Below are 17,229 nucleotides of genomic sequence, written 5' to 3'. Positions count from 1 at the left end.
GGCGGAATTCCATGTTATGCGACCACTTCACGCTCATTCTTGAATTTTTCATATTGTTTTTCTGACATGATTTTCTTGAGTATTTGTACAACTTCCCAAACTTCTGCGTAGGAAGTATATAGTGCAACCGGAGCGAGACGAATGATGTTAGGTGCTCGGAAATCTGGAATGACACCGTTCTCTTTCAATGCCTTGCATATCCGTGCAGCTTCTTTATGCTCGAGGCTTACATGACCTCCGCGGCGGATGTCTTCTCTAGGAGTTCCAATGAAAAATCCCATGTCTTCCAATTCGAATTCGACTAAATCCATTAAATATTGATTGATTTTCAGGGATTTTTCGCGAATATTCTCAATTCCAGCTTCTATAAAAATGTCCAAAGACCCAATCAAAGGTGCACAACTTAACACATGCGGCGTGCCAATTTGATACGCACCTGCTGATTCAGCTGGTGTTAAGGTATGTTCCATATCGAATTGTTTATCTTTTTTGGAGCCGAACCATCCAGCCAATCCAGGCATCGTTCCGAAATGTTTTCGATTTACATATAAACCGCCAACACCACCAGGGCCGCCATTTAAATGTTTATAATTGCACCAATACGCAAAATCCACATCCCATTCGCTGAATGAATGCGGGATGGCACCGATGGAATGACATCCGTCAAATCCGATTACAATTCCTCTTTTATGAGCTTCATCAGTCAATCGTTTCATATCCAGTATTTGACCGCTGCGATACAGGACCGTTGGCAAGATGATCAAAGCGATGTCATCGGTCATTGCTTCGATAATATCATCCTCTTCAAGAAATCGCCCATCACGGCTTTTCACGCGGATTAGATCGGTTTCCGGATCATATCCATGTGTACGCAGCTGACTTTGAAGAGCATAAATATCAGTCGGAAAGGTTAATTCATCAGCCAAAATTTTTCTGCGCATTCCTTGGGGCTTATAAAAAGTAGCTACAAGCTGATGCAGATTTACAGTTGTGGAGCCGGTTACAATAACTTCCTCGGGAGAAGCTCCGACCAATTGGGACATCTTCTCGCCCAATTTCTCAGCCATGAAAAACCATGGGTGATTCCCTTGCGTCCATCCATCAATCCCATGCTCTTTCCAATCTTCCAAAGACTCCAGAAGAGTGCGTTCAGCCCTTTTCGAAAGAAGCCCCAATGAGTTCCCATCCATATAGATGGAATTCGGCTTTAAATAAAACTCTTCTCGAAAACCTTTAAGCGCATCATTCTCATCCATTTGTTTAGCGTGATCCAATGTATATTCAGAAACCATAATCATCCTCCTATTTTAGTTTTTTAAAATTCTAGGAGAATCGTACCAAAGAATATGACATGATGTCAATAAGTTAATTCAGAAAATTATAAACATTGAATCAATCTTTCCAACAAATGTTTTTTATTTTATGGAAATCCTTTATGCTAGAAGATAAGGGGAGGAATAAGCATGGAGAATGGCAAAGTAGGGGATAAACGGCACTTACGCTCGATCATGACACGACAAAAGTTATTGGAAGCTGCAAAGGAAACATTTCTTGAAGAAGGTTATCAAGCTGCGCTTATTTCCCAAATGATCAAAAGGGCAAACATCGGTTATGGAACGGCCTATGTTCATTTTAAAGGGAAAGAGGATCTGTTAATTGTATTAATGGAGAATGTAATGGAGCAATTCTATGAAATTGCCGAGACCTCTTTCTTTCCAAAATCAAAAGACGAAGCAAAACATATCATAAACAGACAAGCTAATGCATTTTTGAAAATGGCAGAAGCTGAACGCAATATGATGCAGGTTTTCGAACAGGCCATCGGGATATCAACCATTATTTCAGATAAATGGAAAGCGATCCGCATGAAGTTCATTCAGCGAATATCAAAGGACGTCGCCTACGCACAGCAAAATGGGCTGGCAAGAGCTGAACTAAACCATGAGCTTGTGGCAAGAGGGTGGTTTTTCACAAATGAAATGTATCTGTGGGAAATCGTCAGAAACGAACACCAAAGTTCTGTAGAAGAAATTTCTCAAACCATAACCTCAGTTTACGTTGAAGGTTTGTATGTGTAATGATAATGACAATTCACCAATCTTCCGCTTATATCCAATCGGAAGATTTTTTTTATTTCAAAACTCACGAGTTAAACCGCAGAATTCACGAGTAAAGTACCGAAACTCACGAGTAAAACCGCAGAATTCACGAGTAAACCGCCCAAACTCACGAGTAAAGCGCAAACTTAAGAGTAAAGTGCCCAAACTCACGAGTAAAGCCGCAGAATATACGAGTAAACTGCTAAAACTCACGGTTAAAGCGTAAACTTACGAGTAAAACCGCAGAATTCCCGAGTAAACCGCCAAACTCACGAGTAAACCGCCTAAACACACGAGTAAAACCGCAGAATACACGAGTAAACCGCCATAACACACGAGTAAAACCGCAGAATTCCCGAGTAAAGTACCGAAACTCACGAGTAAAACAGCAAAACTCACGAGTAAAGTGCCCAAACTCACGAGTAAAGTGCCCAAACTCACGAGTAAAGCCGCAGAATACACGAGTAAACTGCTAAAACTCACGGTTAAAGCGTAAACTTACGAGTAAAGTGCCCAAACTTACGAGTAAAACCGCAGAATTCCCGAGTAAACCGCCCAAACACACTAATAAACACCCTCATTAGCATCGGACTTACAGCGTCTACGCCTTAAGTCTTACTAGAAAATATAGCTAAGGCTCATTATACGAACTTGTAAAAGTAGATAAGATATAAACATAGAAAGGAGGACGAAAACAATGAAGAAATTTGGTTTATTTATTGTAGGACTGATCGCACTTTTCCTGTTACTGGCGAACGTTGGTCCACTGATCAGCCTGGCGATTTGCTTGGCGATCCTATACTTTGGATTCAAGCAGTTCATGAAGTCCGAATCGACAGGGGCGAAGATTGCGTGGGGATCAGTCTCCATTATCGTGCTGATCGTTTCTATTTCCCATATCCCGGCAATATTGGGACTGGTGGCAGCTTATGTTCTTTACCTGGTTTATAAAAAATGGAATGAAAATGATGAAAGTGCATCATCGAAAGAAAATGACCCATTCTCAAATTTTGAAAGAGAGTGGAAAGAGTTGAATAAGAACTAATAGAAGGGATGGAATTGGAATGGGTAATTTATTTTCAAGAATGAAACAAACGATTTCGGCTGATTTTCACGACTTGTTGGATAAAAAGGAGCAAAAAAATCCAATTGGGATGTTAAATCAATATTTGCGTCAATGTGAGCAGGAGACAGAAAAGGTCGGTAAGTTGCTTGAACGTCAATATCTTTTGAAAGAAGAATTTACGCGTGAATATAATCAAGCGCAAAATCTGGCTGAAAAACGTAAGCATCAGGCTGAGATCGCCAAGCAGTCGGGAGAAACCGATTTAATGGAATTTGCCGTCAAGGAAAGCCTGCACTATGAAGATCGGGCGCTAAGTTTGAAAGAGGCGCATAAAAGTGCAGAGGTTCAGTTAGCTGAACTGGAGCGGAAATATGAAGAAATGAAACATAAGCTGAAGGATATGCATCTAAAGCGGTTGGAACTGATGGGCAGGGAAAATATTGCCCGGGCAAACAACCGGATCAATCGGGTTTTGGACGGGGGCAGTTCCGAAGCCAAACCGGTAGCGATGTTTGAAGAAATGGAGCATTATATCGATCGCATCGAGCACCAGGTTCATACAGATTATAATCGGCATACGATCGATGCCAGGATTGTCCAGCTTGAAAAAGAATTGGAACAGAAAGAAGCGTAAAGACTTTTTAAGGCATCGCTGTTATCCCCTGGTCTTTTGGAATGGAGGGCGGGGGAAAACAGGCTGTCAGAACGAGATAATTTCATGGTATTCTTAAAAGGCACGGGTTCCTGTGCCTTTTAAGAATATCATGATCATATACAGGGGAGGCGAACCGATGTTGAACAAGATGAAGACGGACTATATGGGATGGATACTTCTCATCGGAGTCGTCCTGCTTTTTTTAGAGATTTCATTTACGGGTGGAGGTCTCCTTTTTTCCATCGCTTTTTCAATAGGATGTATCTATTTAGGCAGGAAATTCACAAAACGGACAATCGGGAAAATCCTATTTTTTATAGGGCTGATTTCTCTTATCATCACAGTCTTGAATATGTTCGTCTTTAGATTTTTCCTAATGGCGATCCTCATTTATCTTTTGCTTTTATATTATCAGTCCAAAAAGAATCCTGATTGGGTTAGTCCCATTTTAACCAATGATGATTCTGACGAAGAACGGATCAATAAGGAACGATTGCTGAAAACCGATTATCTATTTAAAAATAAGTTGTTCGGTCATCAACAAACGGCCGAACATGTATATGAATGGAATTCCGTGAATGTTCAGGGCGGGGTCGGTGATACGGTTATCGATTTAAGCAAAACGATTTTACCGAAAGGCGACGCTGTCATTTCCATCAGGAATATCATTGGCAATATCACTGTGCTTGTCCCGTATGGCATCGAAATCAGGGTCCATCATTCTGTCATTGCAGGCAGAGCGCGGATCTTTGAAAATAAGCCTGAATCCAGGGTCTTTAATCAAATTTATTCCTACCAAACGGAAGGGTTCAATGAAACGGATCACAAGGTTCATATCATCACTTCAATCTTAGTTGGGGATTTAGAGGTGAAGCGGATATGAGCATACTGACACGTCAGATATTGACTGCCCTTGGTGTTGCTTTCGTTCTTTCCCTCACCTTGCCGGCGACGGTTTTCTTCATCTTCCCTTTATCCGACTGGAGTTTATTGTGGGAGAAAGTGGTCATGGGATTACCCTTCGTCATATTCCTGCCAAGCCTTGTCATGACGGTAGGGCTGATTTATGGAGTCGTTTCGGGAATGTTTTGGAAGAGGCAGCTCGAAAGGGTGGATGAAGGGCTGCATTTACTTGAACAGGGTCGCTTACCTTCGCAACAGGAAACGTATCCAGTCCAAGAGATGGCTAAAATGGCGGAACGGATGCAACTGATCCATAAGCAAATCAATGAGCAGACAAAATTATCGCAAAAAATGGCGAATGAAAAGGCCGTTGATCAGGAGAAACAGATCCAGGAAATCGTTTCCCAGGAACGAAACCGTTTGGCGCGGGAGCTGCATGATTCGGTAAGCCAGCAATTGTTTGCCGCTTCGATGTTCATGTCGGCCATCACCGAATCACAATCCGATATGGAAAAAACGGAAATGAAACAATTCAAGGTAGTGGAAGAAATGATCCATCAATCCCAGCTTGAGATGAGGGCGTTATTGCTTCACTTGAGACCTGTTGCATTAAAGGGAAAATCTTTACATGAAGGAATGAAAGAGCTCCTTTTGGAATTGGCCCAAAAAGTGACGATGGATATAAATTGGAAGATGGAGCCTGTCACTCTGGATAAGGGGATTGAGGACCATCTGTTTCGGATTTTACAAGAATCGATTTCCAATACACTTAGACATGCAAAAGCAAACTCGCTTGAAGTGCTATTGATCGTTCGTGATGGGATGATCATTTTACGAATAACGGATGACGGCATCGGTTTTAACGTCGAGGAGTCGAAAACGGGATCATATGGTCTGCAAAACATGCATGAACGGGCTGTTGAATTAGGCGGAACGATGCAACTTGTAAGCATTCTGAATAAAGGAACGAAACTTGAAGTGAAAATCCCATTATTAAATGCTGGAGGTGATCATGATGATTAAAGTATTATTTGTCGATGACCATGAAATGGTAAGGATAGGGGTATCGGCGTATTTATCCGCACAGTCGGATATCGAAGTGATAGGGGAAGCGGATAATGGCTTGAAAGCTGTCGAACTGGCAATGGAATTGCGTCCGGATATCATTTTGATGGATTTGGTGATGCCGGAAATGGACGGCATAGAAGCAACGAAACGAATTATCGAAAAATGGCCAGAAGCAAAGATCATCATTGTGACAAGCTTCCTGGATGATGAAAAAGTGTACCCGGCATTGGAAGCCGGAGCGACGAGCTATATGTTGAAAACATCAAAGGCCAGCGAGATTGCGAGAGCCGTCCGTTCCACTTTCCAGGGGCAAAGCGTACTTGAACCTGAAGTGACGGGAAAAATGATGGAAAAGCTGCGTCGCCCAAAGGTTACCCAGCTTCATGATCAATTGACAAACCGCGAAATGGAAATCTTGCTGCTGATGACACAAGGAAAAACGAATCAGGAGATTGCGGATGAACTATACATAGCCCTGAAAACAGCCAAAGTACATGTCAGCAATATATTAAGTAAGCTTGCCGTGCAGGACCGCACGCAAGCAGTGATTTACGCATTTAAGCATTCGCTCGTTCAAGAAGAGTAGTAAAGAGCGTCTATTTACCAATAGAGGAAACTTTGTTATATTTAGGGGAATATCCCATCCTGTAAAGTACTTTCAAGGTTGCTGATTGCAGCCTTTTTGGATAACGGGAAAAAGGCAGGTGAAATGATGTTAAGAGTTATCTTAGAATTATTTCGTATAATCATCATTATTTTTGTTATAGGAATGATAATTGGGTTCATCATTAATTCAATCTATGCGATTTTTGGTATAACCGTAGAGAATACCACGGGCGGGTGGATTGTTGGTATGGCAATTTTTCCATTACTTTTTGTACTCTATAAAAACCGGCTTCAATTTTCAGGGTTCTATAAAAATGGCAAACAAGTAAAACTCTCAAACAGGACAACTACTATACTGCTTTGCTTTTCTGTGCTAATGTTAACGGTTGCCCCTTTATTTCGCTAACTGAATACAAAAAGAGCATGTTTTGATCAAAACATGCTCTTTTTTATGCCGTTTTTTAATTATACAGCTTCCTCTGCGGTATCGAGCCTCTTTCCGTATATCCGATAAAGAACCAAAGCGAATACCATTCCCATAAAGGAGATGGAGGAAATGAACAAGTAAAGGGTCTTCCCGCCGTAAGCCCCATATATGGCTCCGCCTATATAAGAAGCAATGATTCCCGAAACCCCGAAGAATAGCAGCGCCAGTACGGTCTGGCCTGTGGCACGCCATTCCACCGGAACGATCCGATACAGATATTGGATGGCCGCCGAGTAGAAAATCGGGAAAGTCAATAGCTGCATGACTTGCAAATAAGCTAATAGCTGTGGATCGGTAATCCATGCAGAGACGAAATAACGGATAAAGAAAAACGCTGCTGCAAACGAAATGATGATGATTTCCTTACCCTTGCGAAGCCACCAGAAGCTTAGGGCGAACACAACGATTTCACTTCCCGCCGCTAAGAACCAGGTCAAGCCTACAAGCTTGGCACTTCCTCCAAGTTCCCGGATATACACTCCGAGGAAAGTATCGTTCATCCTTGCTGGAACAGCACAGATAAAGACCAATAACAGAAAGAGTAGCGTCTCTTTATTGCTGAAAAAATGCTTAAGGCTGCTTAAGGTGACAGGTTTTCCTGAAACGGGTGCATCAGGCATCATCCAGCTGACAATGAAACTGATCAAACCTATGCCCGCAAAAAGGAAGGCAAGGCTGTTCGCTCCGAAATATGACATAACATAGCCGGTGATTAGCGATATGACCGCATAACCCAATGCACCATATGTCCGGATGGAGCCGTAGCTGATCCCGGATTTCTCTGCAATCGTAAAATTGAGGCTTTCCGTCAGGGGATCGATCGGCATCAGAAAGAAATATAGCAGCATGGCAAACAGGATGAGCTGAAGATAACTGCTTGAATCATAGAGGAAATAACCGATTACGCTCGAGAAAAAGATGAGTAACAACAGGACTTTTCGTATAGTCCTTGTTTTGTCGCTGATCATTCCCCATAAAGGCTGGGTGATGAGGGTGACAAAACCTCCTGTACCGACGATGAATCCAATTTGGGCTGGACGCAAACCTTGATCAGCCAGATAGACTGGGAGAAACGGAATGAAAATGGCAAGCAGTCCAAAATATAAAAAGTTAAAACTCTTTAATAATCGTAATGCTTTCATAAAAAGTATGATACCTCACGTGTTCTATAGAATGGATTGTTTTCAACCCTGTTATTGTATCATTGATGACAGAATTTGAAAAAATAGTTTTAATTTTATGGATGAAAATAGATTTGGTTTCGAGGTTAAATTTCACTTTTAAAAAATGGATTTAAATGATAGAGTTAACACTTATTGTTAATTGAAGAGGGTGGTATTTCATGAATCAAGACACAAAAGTGATTCAAGAGTTGCAGGAATTGAAGCAAAAAGTCGTTCATCTTGAAGACTTATTAACGGAGCAACAGAATAAAAAGGAAAAAGCAGGACCATTTCGAATCTTCCTGGATGCAGTAGTCTCATTGCTATTTGGATTAATTGTTGTAGGACCGGTTATAGTGATTGTCGTTGGGGTTCTGATGGTGGCTGCATCCTGGTTAGGGATGGAATTTTAATCGTTTAGGAGAGTCTCGGAAAATCGAGAAGCTTATTTGAAAATATTGCTTTGATTAGGTAAAACAGGAGCTGTGTTAATTGTGGATTTTTTCCAGCCGGAATTATTGATGAAAAAAACCTTTAAAAGCCGCCGTCATTCCGATTTATCGGTTCCATTTTGTTAGTTAGGATATTAGAGGGTATTTAGTCTATAATTATATAAAAATGAATTTGTTAAAATTGACCCAGAGAAATTTGAGCTAATTAGAACGGTGTCATTAGTTGTTATTGCGGGAAGCTTTTTCGTCATTGCTTATACGTTGGCTACTTATTTCGGTGATCTAGTTCAGATGTTAGCTGCACTCGTAAACAAAGGGAATTAATTTGGGCTAGAGGGCAAAATACGCCCTCTTTTTATTTGCTTTGCTCTAAAGTAAAGATTTCTGTATTACCATCCCATTTGATTGTTACATTTATAGGAATACTTTCATTAGTAACTGAACACCCGCTACATGCAGTCGATATATCAATGGTTGGTCCTTCATGGTTTGTTTCATTCTGCTTAGTTTCACCATCATTAATTGAAATCTCCAAAGTCTTGAAAAATACATCGCTGGCTACATCTTTATATTTAAAAGTATAGGTTCCATTTTCCGAATCTTCGGTAGCGGTTGCAACATACTCTCCTTTCCAATGATCGCTCTCCCCAGAAAGTTTCATGTATTTATCACCGTTACTACACCCAACCAAAACAGATAATAAAAAAATCATAATAATTAACGTTTTTTTCATTATGTCCTCCAAACAGATAGTAAGTTATTCGTTAGATTTATTTCCTATATAAATACTATAACATTGAATATATGGAAAAATATAGAGGTAACCGAGTGCAGGAAGAAGGTCACGTTTTTGCTTTTCCATCTAATTATAGACGGGGAAGGAGGTGACCTCATGATACATTTCTAACAGATAAGCTGCCGTAGCAACCAGTCTTATCGCTTGTGTTTGCCGATAAATGGAAATAGAACCACTCATCCTCACAAGATCGTAATAGCTGGCACACGTTGATTTCCCCTAATTTGTTTCTTTGAAAATATTATCCTAAGAAAGTTATTGACAAATTTACTTTGAGTCCGTATAGTATTGGATATTATTAAAAATATTCAGATATAATTTTTTAAACGCAATGAACAGGAGTAGTAAAAGCTCATTATTCGGTGAAGAGAGCTGCGGGTTGGTGCAACGCAGTCCAATGATACTTTGAACTTGCCTGGGAGTGGTGAAGCGAAAGATAGGAATGATTCCATTCTTTTGTTTTAACGATTGACCTTCGTTACAAGGTTTTTAAAGCAGGGTTCTAAAAAGAGCCAATAAGAGTGGTACCGCGGTAAGCTTAAGGCATATCGTCTCTTTCTTCATTTGATTATGAAGGAAGAGACGATATGCTTTTTTTGATTTTTTGGGAGGTAAGGATATGGAAACGGACAAACGGAATTTACAGAGGACAATGACTTCAAGGCATATTACGATGATGGCATTAGGCGGTGCCATCGGGGCAGGTTTATTTAAAGGAAGCAGTTCAGCCATTGATATGGCAGGCCCTTCCGTAATCATTGCGTACTTGATAGGAGGCATCATCCTATTATTCATCATGCAAGGTTTAGCTGAAATGGCGGTCCGCAATAGCGGTGCACGAACATTCAGGGATTTGGTCCAATCGATCTTAGGAAAGTATCCTGCCTATTTCCTGGATTGGATTTATTGGAAAATGTGGGTATTGAATATCGCGGCCGAATCAGTGGTTGCGGCGATTTTCATTCAATATTGGCTGCCCGGATATCCAATCTGGATACTGGCATTAGCTGTTTCGGTTTTAGTTACTGCGGTTAACTTGCTGTCGGTAAAGGTTTTTGCTGAAACGGAGTACTGGCTTGCTTTAATTAAAATTACGGTCATCATTGTGTTCATCATGGCTGGATTATTGTTGCTGCTCGTTACTTTTGGTGATCATACAGCGGTCGGTTTTTCTAACTTGACCGAACATGGCGGTTTCTTTCCGAATGGATCGACAGGTTTGATCACGGCGATGCTGGTGGTAATCTATTCATATGGCGGTACGGAAATCATCGGGGTTACATTAGCAGAAACGAAAAATCCTGAAAAAGTGGTTCCAAAAGCCGTTCGCAGTACATTGGTCAGGATCATTTCTTTCTATATCATTCCTTTTTTCATCATCGTTAGCTTAATTCCTTGGAACGAAGTAAACGGGGTGAAGGAAAGTCCGTTTGTAATGGTCTTTCAAATGATCGGTATTCCAGGTGCCGACCATATCATGAACGCCGTAGTTCTATTAGCGATCATTTCATCGATGAACTCCGGGTTGTATGGTTCATCCCGCGTTCTGTATACTCAAGCCGTGGATGGTCGCGTTCCGAAAATCTTTTCCCGTTTATCCAAGAAGAAAGTACCTGTTCCCGCAATATTAATGTGTACTTCCGCTTTATATGGCGGTGTATTGATTTCCTTATTTGCTGGAAGCAAGACCTTCGATTTCCTAATGGGTTCGCTGGGATATACCGTATTATTCATCTGGTTGATCATTGCTTTCGCCCATTTGAAATCACGTAAACAACAGTCCGGAAAAACAAGTGCCTATTCGGTAAAATGGTTCCCGTATACGACTTGGGCTGCGATCATCGCTTTAATAACGATCCTGATCGGAATCATTTTCACGACTTCCATAATCGTTACGGTCATTACACTTTGCATCTACATCTTCATTTCCTTAACGTTTGTATGGAAAAAACGACATAACAAAATCTAGAGATGGCAGAGTTAGCACTTTTGCCTTCTCGCATATAAGTTTCGTATCAAGCCGTGGTATATGCCATGGCTTTTGTTATGCATTCTTGGTCGGATGAAAAGTAAGAGATATCCATTTTACTAGTTCATGGGAATCATTAACTTTAGCAATTAAAGAGTTAATCTAGTGAAAAATGTTGTATAATAATCTTTGGAAAAAAACCAATATATTGAAAGCCGGAGCGAGCTATGAAAAACAATACCATACTATCCTTTCACCCGTTATATTATTTAATACTTTTGGTGATTACTAGTTCCATCTATTCAATCATCAATCAATCTTCAGGTCATGCTGTCGATGTTACGACTATAATAGATGGGGAGATTCCCTTTATTAAAGAATTTGCCGTTCCTTATTTACTTTGGTATCCGTATATTTATGGATTGCTGATTTACTATTGTTTTGTTGACCGAAAGCACTATTTCGTAGGGTTAGGCAGTTTGATATCGGGGAAGCTTCTCTGTTTTCTTGTATATTGCCTTTGGCAAACGACAGTTCCGCGTCCAGAAGTGGTGGGCAATGATATCTTTGCCCAGTTAATGCGATTCATCTATAGTCATGATCAACCTGTCAACTGCCTTCCCAGCATACATGTACTGACCACATTCATCATGATGATCGTCGCCCATAAGCGGAAAGAACAGCACAAATGGGAGTATGCCAGTGTCACTGCATTCGGAACACTGATCATCCTCTCCACGCTTTTTACGAAACAGCATGCTGTATTGGATGTACTCGCTGGAATACTCCTTGCATGTGGGGTATATGCAGCTGTCCAGTATACGTTCCAAGCGCTATCGGCTTTTCAGGCCAATCATTACACAGCAAGGCAAATTAAAAAGTGACCATATGAAAAAAGCCACCGTAAGAATATTCGCTCCCATGAGCTGATATGTTACAGTGGCTTTTTTTGTTTCAATCAAAAAATTGGATATTTATGTTAAATCATATATGGTATTATGTTTTTAACCTAATGTAACAGTGGAGAGGAGGAAAAGAATGCCTCATCATCTTATTCGGGTTGCTGAAGACTTGGTTAAAGCGAAGTTGGAAAATTATTGGCCGGGCTTTGAACTTGTTGCATATGCATTATATGATAAGAGCAAGGTTTACCTATTCAATCATCCTAAATTCAGTAACAATCCACAATGTACATATCATACTTTAAGCTGGGATGTACAGTTTACTGGTGACACAATCATTATGTATGAAGAATATCCTACTGCAATTGTTAATATGGATTACTATAAGGAATATGAAGATTTGTATTCAATACTGGTTCATGAATTATTTCACGGCTATCAATATATAAAGGATGAAAAACGGTTTTCTGATGAAATGATGGGAATCACATACCCGTTGTCAAAAGAAAATGTGGAATTGCGAAATCAGGAAAGAATAAATCTTTATCATGCGTTGTTGGAAAATCACCTAATTAAGAAGAAACAATACCTTAATGCTTTCATTGACCTAAGGGAAAAAAGAGCAGCTAAAATTGAAGAGTACCTAACATATGAAAAATTGATTGAAACCATTGAGGGACCTGCGTGGTATGTCGAATTGAAGGCTTACTCGGAAAAAAGCCCGCTTGATTACGATTCAGTTTTAAAAAAGTATGCACAACAGCTAACAAACAAATATGAATCTACTTCCAGTATTAGAAGAAGTTGTTATAGTTCCGGTTTATTTATGTGTTTGTTACTGGAGGAGCTTTCACCAGGCTGGATGGAAAGTTTTTTTGATAGAGAAGATACATTATATGACCTATTAAAACAGCAGTCCGGTGACTATATGGAGCATTCAATGGCTGATGTGAACATAAGTCCTGAAACAGAGGAAGTCATTAATTTTGCTATGGAAAAGAGAATGAAAGCATTTGAAGAGTTTAATAAACAAGCAGGCATTCATTTATATATTGAAGGGGAAATAACTGCTAAATCCTTTGACCCAATGAATATGATCCCATTAGAAGATAGACTGTTACATAAGAGCTTTATAATAGTAAGAATGAACAATGAAGATTTTATTATTCAGCAACCGGTTATTGCCCATGTTGATCATGGAATTCAAAACATAAATAAATTACATCTGATAATAGAGAATGAACCCTCTGAAACCAATGATTCGCTAACCATTGATGGCGTTGGAGAAATAAAGGGAAGATATAAGAAACAAGAAAATATCTGGCATGTACTTATTTAAAATGAATTTTATCTTAACTGGGTTTCAATCAACATTCCCTTATTACTTTTTGCACCAAGGATTTTGGCTGAATTGAATGTACAGCCCATGTAAAAAAGCATCGAACCTCCCATGACAGGAAGTCCGATGCTTTTTTCTTTTACATTTCAGCTTCAATTTTCAAAGATGATTCTTCGCTGAACTGTTCTTTATCAAGGTCGCCCGTTATTTTACTAGTCAGAATACCGGAAGTCATGCTTCCGCTGACATTCACAGCCGTTCTTCCCATATCGATCAATGGCTCGACGGAAATCAACAGTCCGGCCAAGGCGATTGGCAAGTTCATTGCAGATAATACGAGGATGGCAGCGAATGTTGCTCCTCCGCCTACACCTGCAACCCCGAAAGAGCTAATGGCCACGATGGCAATCAACATGGCGATAAAGGAAGGATCTAGCGGGTTGATCCCAACCGTTGGAGCGATCATGACCGCTAACATGGCCGGATAGATTCCGGCACATCCGTTTTGACCGATCGACAAGCCGAAGGATCCGGCAAAGTTGGCAATTCCTTCGGACACGCCTAGTTGTTTCTGTGTTTGGATGTTCAATGGCAGAGCTCCTGCACTTGTTCTTGAAGTGAAGGCAAACGATAATACCGGGAAAGCTTTTCTCAAATATACGATTGGATTCAATCCTGCAAGCATCAGCAATAGCAAATGGATGAGGAACATGACAATCAGGGCGACATAAGAGGCACCTACGAATTTCCCCAATTTCAGGATGGCATCCAAATCACTCGTAGCTACAGTCTTCGTCATGATCGCCAAGATCCCATAAGGTGTTAAACGCAGGATCAATGTTACTACGCGCATGATAATGCTGTGCAATGTATCTACTATTTTAGCAAAAAATTCAGCATGTTCAGGCTGTTTCCTTTTGACCCCTAAATAGGCAATCCCAAGAAATGCAGCAAAAATTACAACGGAAATGGTTGATGTCGGACGTGCACCCGTTAAATCAAGGAACGGATTGGACGGAATCAACTCAAGGATTTGCTGCGGCATCGTTTTATCCTGAATCGTACCGTATGTTTCCGATATTTGATCCCCGCGGCTTAACTCCGCTTCCCCTTGCTCAATTTGTACGGCTTCCAAATTGAATACAGTTGCCGAGGTGATCCCGACAGCTGCTGCAATCGCAGTCGTTCCAAGCAGGATTCCGATGATCAGGACACTGATCTTTCCAATATTGCTAGTCAGTTTCAATCTTGTGAATGCGGATAAGATTGAAATGAAGACAAGCGGCATGACGATCATTTGCAGGAACTTGACATAGCCGGAACCTACAATGTTAAACCAATCGACCGATTTAACGATCGCTTCTGACTGAGGTTCATAGAAATACTGCAAAAGAAGTCCGAATACAATCCCTAAACCAAGTCCAGTAAAGACCCTTTTTGTAAAGGAAATATGCTTCTTATTCATGTAAAATAAAACGCCTAAAAGAACGAGCATTATGGCAAGATTTAAAAACACATAACCAATCATATATATTCCTCCTAATTCCGATTAACCAAATGAGAATAATGAATATCTGAAGACTATGATACATCATCCGTTGATTTTTTACCAGAAGAAAATAATTTATTTTTGACTTTTCAAGTAATTCATGTATGTATCCATATTCATGGACTGAATAAGAAGTCACAAAAAAGAGATATACATGAACCTTTCTCCACTCTGGGATCTAGGGTTCAGTATACCTCTTGTAGGTAAAATTGTTATTTCTTCAAATCAATCACGATATCATCCAATACCAACTCTTTTGGAGCACTACTTGGTTTGGTTGGGAAGGATGACACCTTTTCTTCACCATCTTCCGTTATGGTTGCTTCTCCGTGGTTCTCTGAAGTGAAATTACGTAATGTTACATGTGGTGTCGCAATCAGTTTCGTAGCGTTTGGATCGATTTTTTGAAATGTTTTGCTGAAGTTCAAATTATAAGAATCGATACCGCTTCCTCCGTTACCTTGACCAGCATACACATTTCCTAAGTCATCTCTAATGGACAACTCCACATAGGCTTCATCACATTTGTTTTTGACTGAGTCGGACACTTCTTGATGATAATCAACCACAAAGGACATTGGCGAGATCGATAGTTTTTCGACGGATACTTTTACACCGTGTTGATTCACACTTTTATTGATGACCTTCTCGTTGCTTTCAGTTGCCTTTAGAGAGAAGGCAAAGTCCCAATTTCCTTTTATCTCTTTATCCGTGTCGGTAATACTAATGCTGTTTATATCCCAGTCTACATTTACCTTATCTACTTTAAGATCTTCTAAGTTACTAACCGTTAATAAGCCTACATATTTTTTATCAGCTACTTTTGAAATTCCATCCGATCCTCCTTGGGCTTTCATTTCTTTTATATTCGGGCTGGGAATAAAGAATGATCCGTCACCCAAATCTTCTTCGCTTTCTATAGTATAAGTGATGGTTACCGTTTTTCCGTCATAAATGGCGTCATTTATCGTGAAAGTAAGGCCATTGCTTTCTTCAGTAAGGCCAATTTCGTTAGAGTAGGCCTTATAATCACTATAAAGACCCTTTCCATTATTCTTGATATCATCGGAGAGACCTGAGTTTTCATTACTAAAATAGCTGAAAATATCTCCTATCAAAGGAATGCTTTTAGCAGAAGCGGTAAACGAGAGTCCAATCGTTGCGGTGGATAACCCGAATATAATAGAAGCAGCCAGAACATTCTTTTGCCAGCGTTTCATTTTTTTCTTCTTGCTTATTGATTTTTTTAGGGTTCTTTTGACTTTAGCTTTTTCTAGTTCGCTGACTTCTATTTCCTTAAATTCAGTTTCGTCTATGTCTATATCATTTAATAATTCATAAATATCCTTCATACGACACTGCCTCCTAACTTAAGATTCGTAGCTTTTTGACTTAGCTTCTTTTTTCCCCTATAAATTCGATTATCTATTGATGCTTTGGTCAACCCGAGTTTTATCGAGATATCCTCATTTTTTAAACCAAGAAAGTACTTCATGATAAAAATATCCCGATCTACAGGTTCTAAAAGGTCAATTAACTGAAGCAGTTCTTTTCTGTCTTCCAGTATAATCAGTTCGTCTTCTGCAGATTTTTCTGGATCTACTTCTGTGTAACCTGATGTAAGCTCCATTTTCTTCATGGCTTTTCGGTAATAATCAATCGCTTTAAACTTAGCGATCGCACAAATCCATTTTCTGAAATCAGTTGTATCCCCATGGAACTTTATTGAATTGTTCCAGATTGAAAGAAAAATATCATTGATGCATTCTTCCATGACACCGTCGTTCCTAAGAGGAGAGAGAACCTTATATGTTACCCCCTTGATTAGTGGCAAATAGGTATCCACTATAAATTCCAATGCGTCTTCTTCATGGCGTTGCAACCGCTCGATAAAATTTTTATTCGTAGACTTCATGACATGATTCCCCTTGTTTTTTGTAAAAGCTTTTACACTTTATACAACGTATATAAAAATATTTATTCTCAACTTTTTTGGGGTTTTTATAGAAATTAGTAGATACGGTGGTTCCATTAAAATTTGGAATGATATGGTATAGAGGGTATCAAATTTTGTCAGTATGCGACAGTGTTATCCATATAAACGGTTTTCAATATATATTTATCAGGGAGGATAAGCCCTTGGTTTTCTTGAATGATATATCAGGCCGCATATGC

General features: G+C 39.9%; 16 protein-coding genes and 1 other annotated feature. Of the genes, 10 read left to right on the top strand and 6 right to left on the bottom strand.

Annotation, left to right across the window (positions count from 1 at the left end; all coding sequences use genetic code 11):
* Positions 1 to 14: 14 nt before the first annotated feature.
* Positions 15 to 1,292: a kynureninase gene (gene kynU, locus ABC374_RS19190; RefSeq protein WP_350299898.1), complete on the bottom strand. Its 1,278-nt coding sequence runs from the start codon at positions 1,290 to 1,292 to the stop codon at positions 15 to 17.
* A 171-nt stretch (positions 1,293 to 1,463) separates the two neighbouring features.
* Between kynU and ABC374_RS19185 the strand changes: the two genes are divergently transcribed.
* The 6 genes from ABC374_RS19185 to ABC374_RS19160 all read left to right on the top strand — a co-directional run bounded on the left by ABC374_RS19185 (position 1,464) and on the right by ABC374_RS19160 (position 6,377).
* Entirely contained in the window at positions 1,464 to 2,078 is a 615-nt protein-coding gene (locus ABC374_RS19185) for a TetR/AcrR family transcriptional regulator (RefSeq protein WP_350299897.1), read from the top strand.
* Positions 2,079 to 2,796: 718 nt separating this feature from the next.
* Complete coding sequence (locus ABC374_RS19180; protein ID WP_063232490.1) at positions 2,797 to 3,144, top strand: lmo0954 family membrane protein; 348 nt, start codon at positions 2,797 to 2,799, stop codon at positions 3,142 to 3,144.
* A 19-nt stretch (positions 3,145 to 3,163) separates the two neighbouring features.
* Positions 3,164 to 3,799: a PspA/IM30 family protein gene (locus ABC374_RS19175; protein ID WP_137018631.1), complete on the top strand. Its 636-nt coding sequence runs from the start codon at positions 3,164 to 3,166 to the stop codon at positions 3,797 to 3,799.
* 157 nt (positions 3,800 to 3,956) lie between these two features.
* Positions 3,957 to 4,703, top strand: a complete 747-nt coding sequence (gene liaF / locus ABC374_RS19170) for a cell wall-active antibiotics response protein LiaF (RefSeq protein ID WP_350299896.1) — start codon at positions 3,957 to 3,959, stop codon at positions 4,701 to 4,703.
* Positions 4,700 to 5,746, top strand: coding sequence for a sensor histidine kinase (locus ABC374_RS19165; protein ID WP_413019437.1), 1,047 nt, complete (start codon positions 4,700 to 4,702; stop codon positions 5,744 to 5,746). The genes liaF and ABC374_RS19165 overlap by 4 nt, the downstream gene beginning before the upstream one ends.
* Positions 5,739 to 6,377: a response regulator transcription factor gene (locus ABC374_RS19160; RefSeq protein ID WP_413020397.1), complete on the top strand. Its 639-nt coding sequence runs from the start codon at positions 5,739 to 5,741 to the stop codon at positions 6,375 to 6,377. The genes ABC374_RS19165 and ABC374_RS19160 overlap by 8 nt, the downstream gene beginning before the upstream one ends.
* Positions 6,378 to 6,862: 485 nt before the next feature.
* Here the strand turns inward: ABC374_RS19160 and ABC374_RS19155 are convergent, their stop codons facing one another.
* Positions 6,863 to 8,026, bottom strand: a complete 1,164-nt coding sequence (locus ABC374_RS19155) for an MFS transporter (RefSeq protein WP_350299894.1) — start codon at positions 8,024 to 8,026, stop codon at positions 6,863 to 6,865.
* Positions 8,027 to 8,226: 200 nt separating this feature from the next.
* On the opposite strand from ABC374_RS19155, the gene ABC374_RS19150 reads away from it, so the two are divergent.
* Positions 8,227 to 8,460: a hypothetical protein gene (locus ABC374_RS19150; RefSeq protein WP_350299893.1), complete on the top strand. Its 234-nt coding sequence runs from the start codon at positions 8,227 to 8,229 to the stop codon at positions 8,458 to 8,460.
* 394 nt (positions 8,461 to 8,854) lie between these two features.
* On the opposite strand, the gene ABC374_RS19145 is transcribed toward ABC374_RS19150, so the two are convergent.
* Entirely contained in the window at positions 8,855 to 9,232 is a 378-nt protein-coding gene (locus ABC374_RS19145) for a hypothetical protein (protein WP_350299892.1), read from the bottom strand.
* Between the two features lie 385 nt (positions 9,233 to 9,617).
* Positions 9,618 to 9,854: a binding site (T-box leader), on the top strand.
* Between the two features lie 60 nt (positions 9,855 to 9,914).
* Between ABC374_RS19145 and ABC374_RS19140 the strand changes: the two genes are divergently transcribed.
* The 3 genes from ABC374_RS19140 (at position 9,915) to ABC374_RS19130 (ending at position 13,505) form a co-directional block, all read left to right on the top strand.
* Positions 9,915 to 11,264, top strand: a complete 1,350-nt coding sequence (locus ABC374_RS19140; protein WP_413019436.1) for an amino acid permease — start codon at positions 9,915 to 9,917, stop codon at positions 11,262 to 11,264.
* 227 nt (positions 11,265 to 11,491) lie between these two features.
* A complete protein-coding gene (locus ABC374_RS19135) occupies positions 11,492 to 12,148 on the top strand; it encodes a phosphatase PAP2 family protein (RefSeq protein WP_413019435.1) in 657 nt (218 codons plus the stop codon).
* 154 nt (positions 12,149 to 12,302) lie between these two features.
* Entirely contained in the window at positions 12,303 to 13,505 is a 1,203-nt protein-coding gene (locus ABC374_RS19130) for a hypothetical protein (protein WP_413019434.1), read from the top strand.
* Between the two features lie 139 nt (positions 13,506 to 13,644).
* Here the strand turns inward: ABC374_RS19130 and ABC374_RS19125 are convergent, their stop codons facing one another.
* The 3 genes from ABC374_RS19125 to ABC374_RS19115 all read right to left on the bottom strand — a co-directional run bounded on the left by ABC374_RS19125 (position 13,645) and on the right by ABC374_RS19115 (position 16,969).
* Complete coding sequence (locus ABC374_RS19125; protein WP_072273439.1) at positions 13,645 to 15,033, bottom strand: L-cystine transporter; 1,389 nt, start codon at positions 15,031 to 15,033, stop codon at positions 13,645 to 13,647.
* A 233-nt stretch (positions 15,034 to 15,266) separates the two neighbouring features.
* A complete protein-coding gene (locus tag ABC374_RS19120; protein ID WP_413019433.1) occupies positions 15,267 to 16,406 on the bottom strand; it encodes a DUF4179 domain-containing protein in 1,140 nt (379 codons plus the stop codon).
* Complete coding sequence (locus ABC374_RS19115; protein ID WP_413019432.1) at positions 16,403 to 16,969, bottom strand: sigma-70 family RNA polymerase sigma factor; 567 nt, start codon at positions 16,967 to 16,969, stop codon at positions 16,403 to 16,405. Before ABC374_RS19115 ends, ABC374_RS19120 begins: the two co-directional genes overlap by 4 nt.
* Between the last annotated feature and the right edge of the window lie 260 nt (positions 16,970 to 17,229).

It is taken from the genome of Peribacillus phoenicis, from assembly GCF_047238085.1.
Taxonomy (GTDB): Bacteria; Bacillota; Bacilli; order Bacillales; family DSM-1321; genus Peribacillus.
This window is presented reverse-complemented; position numbering and strand designations above follow the sequence as displayed.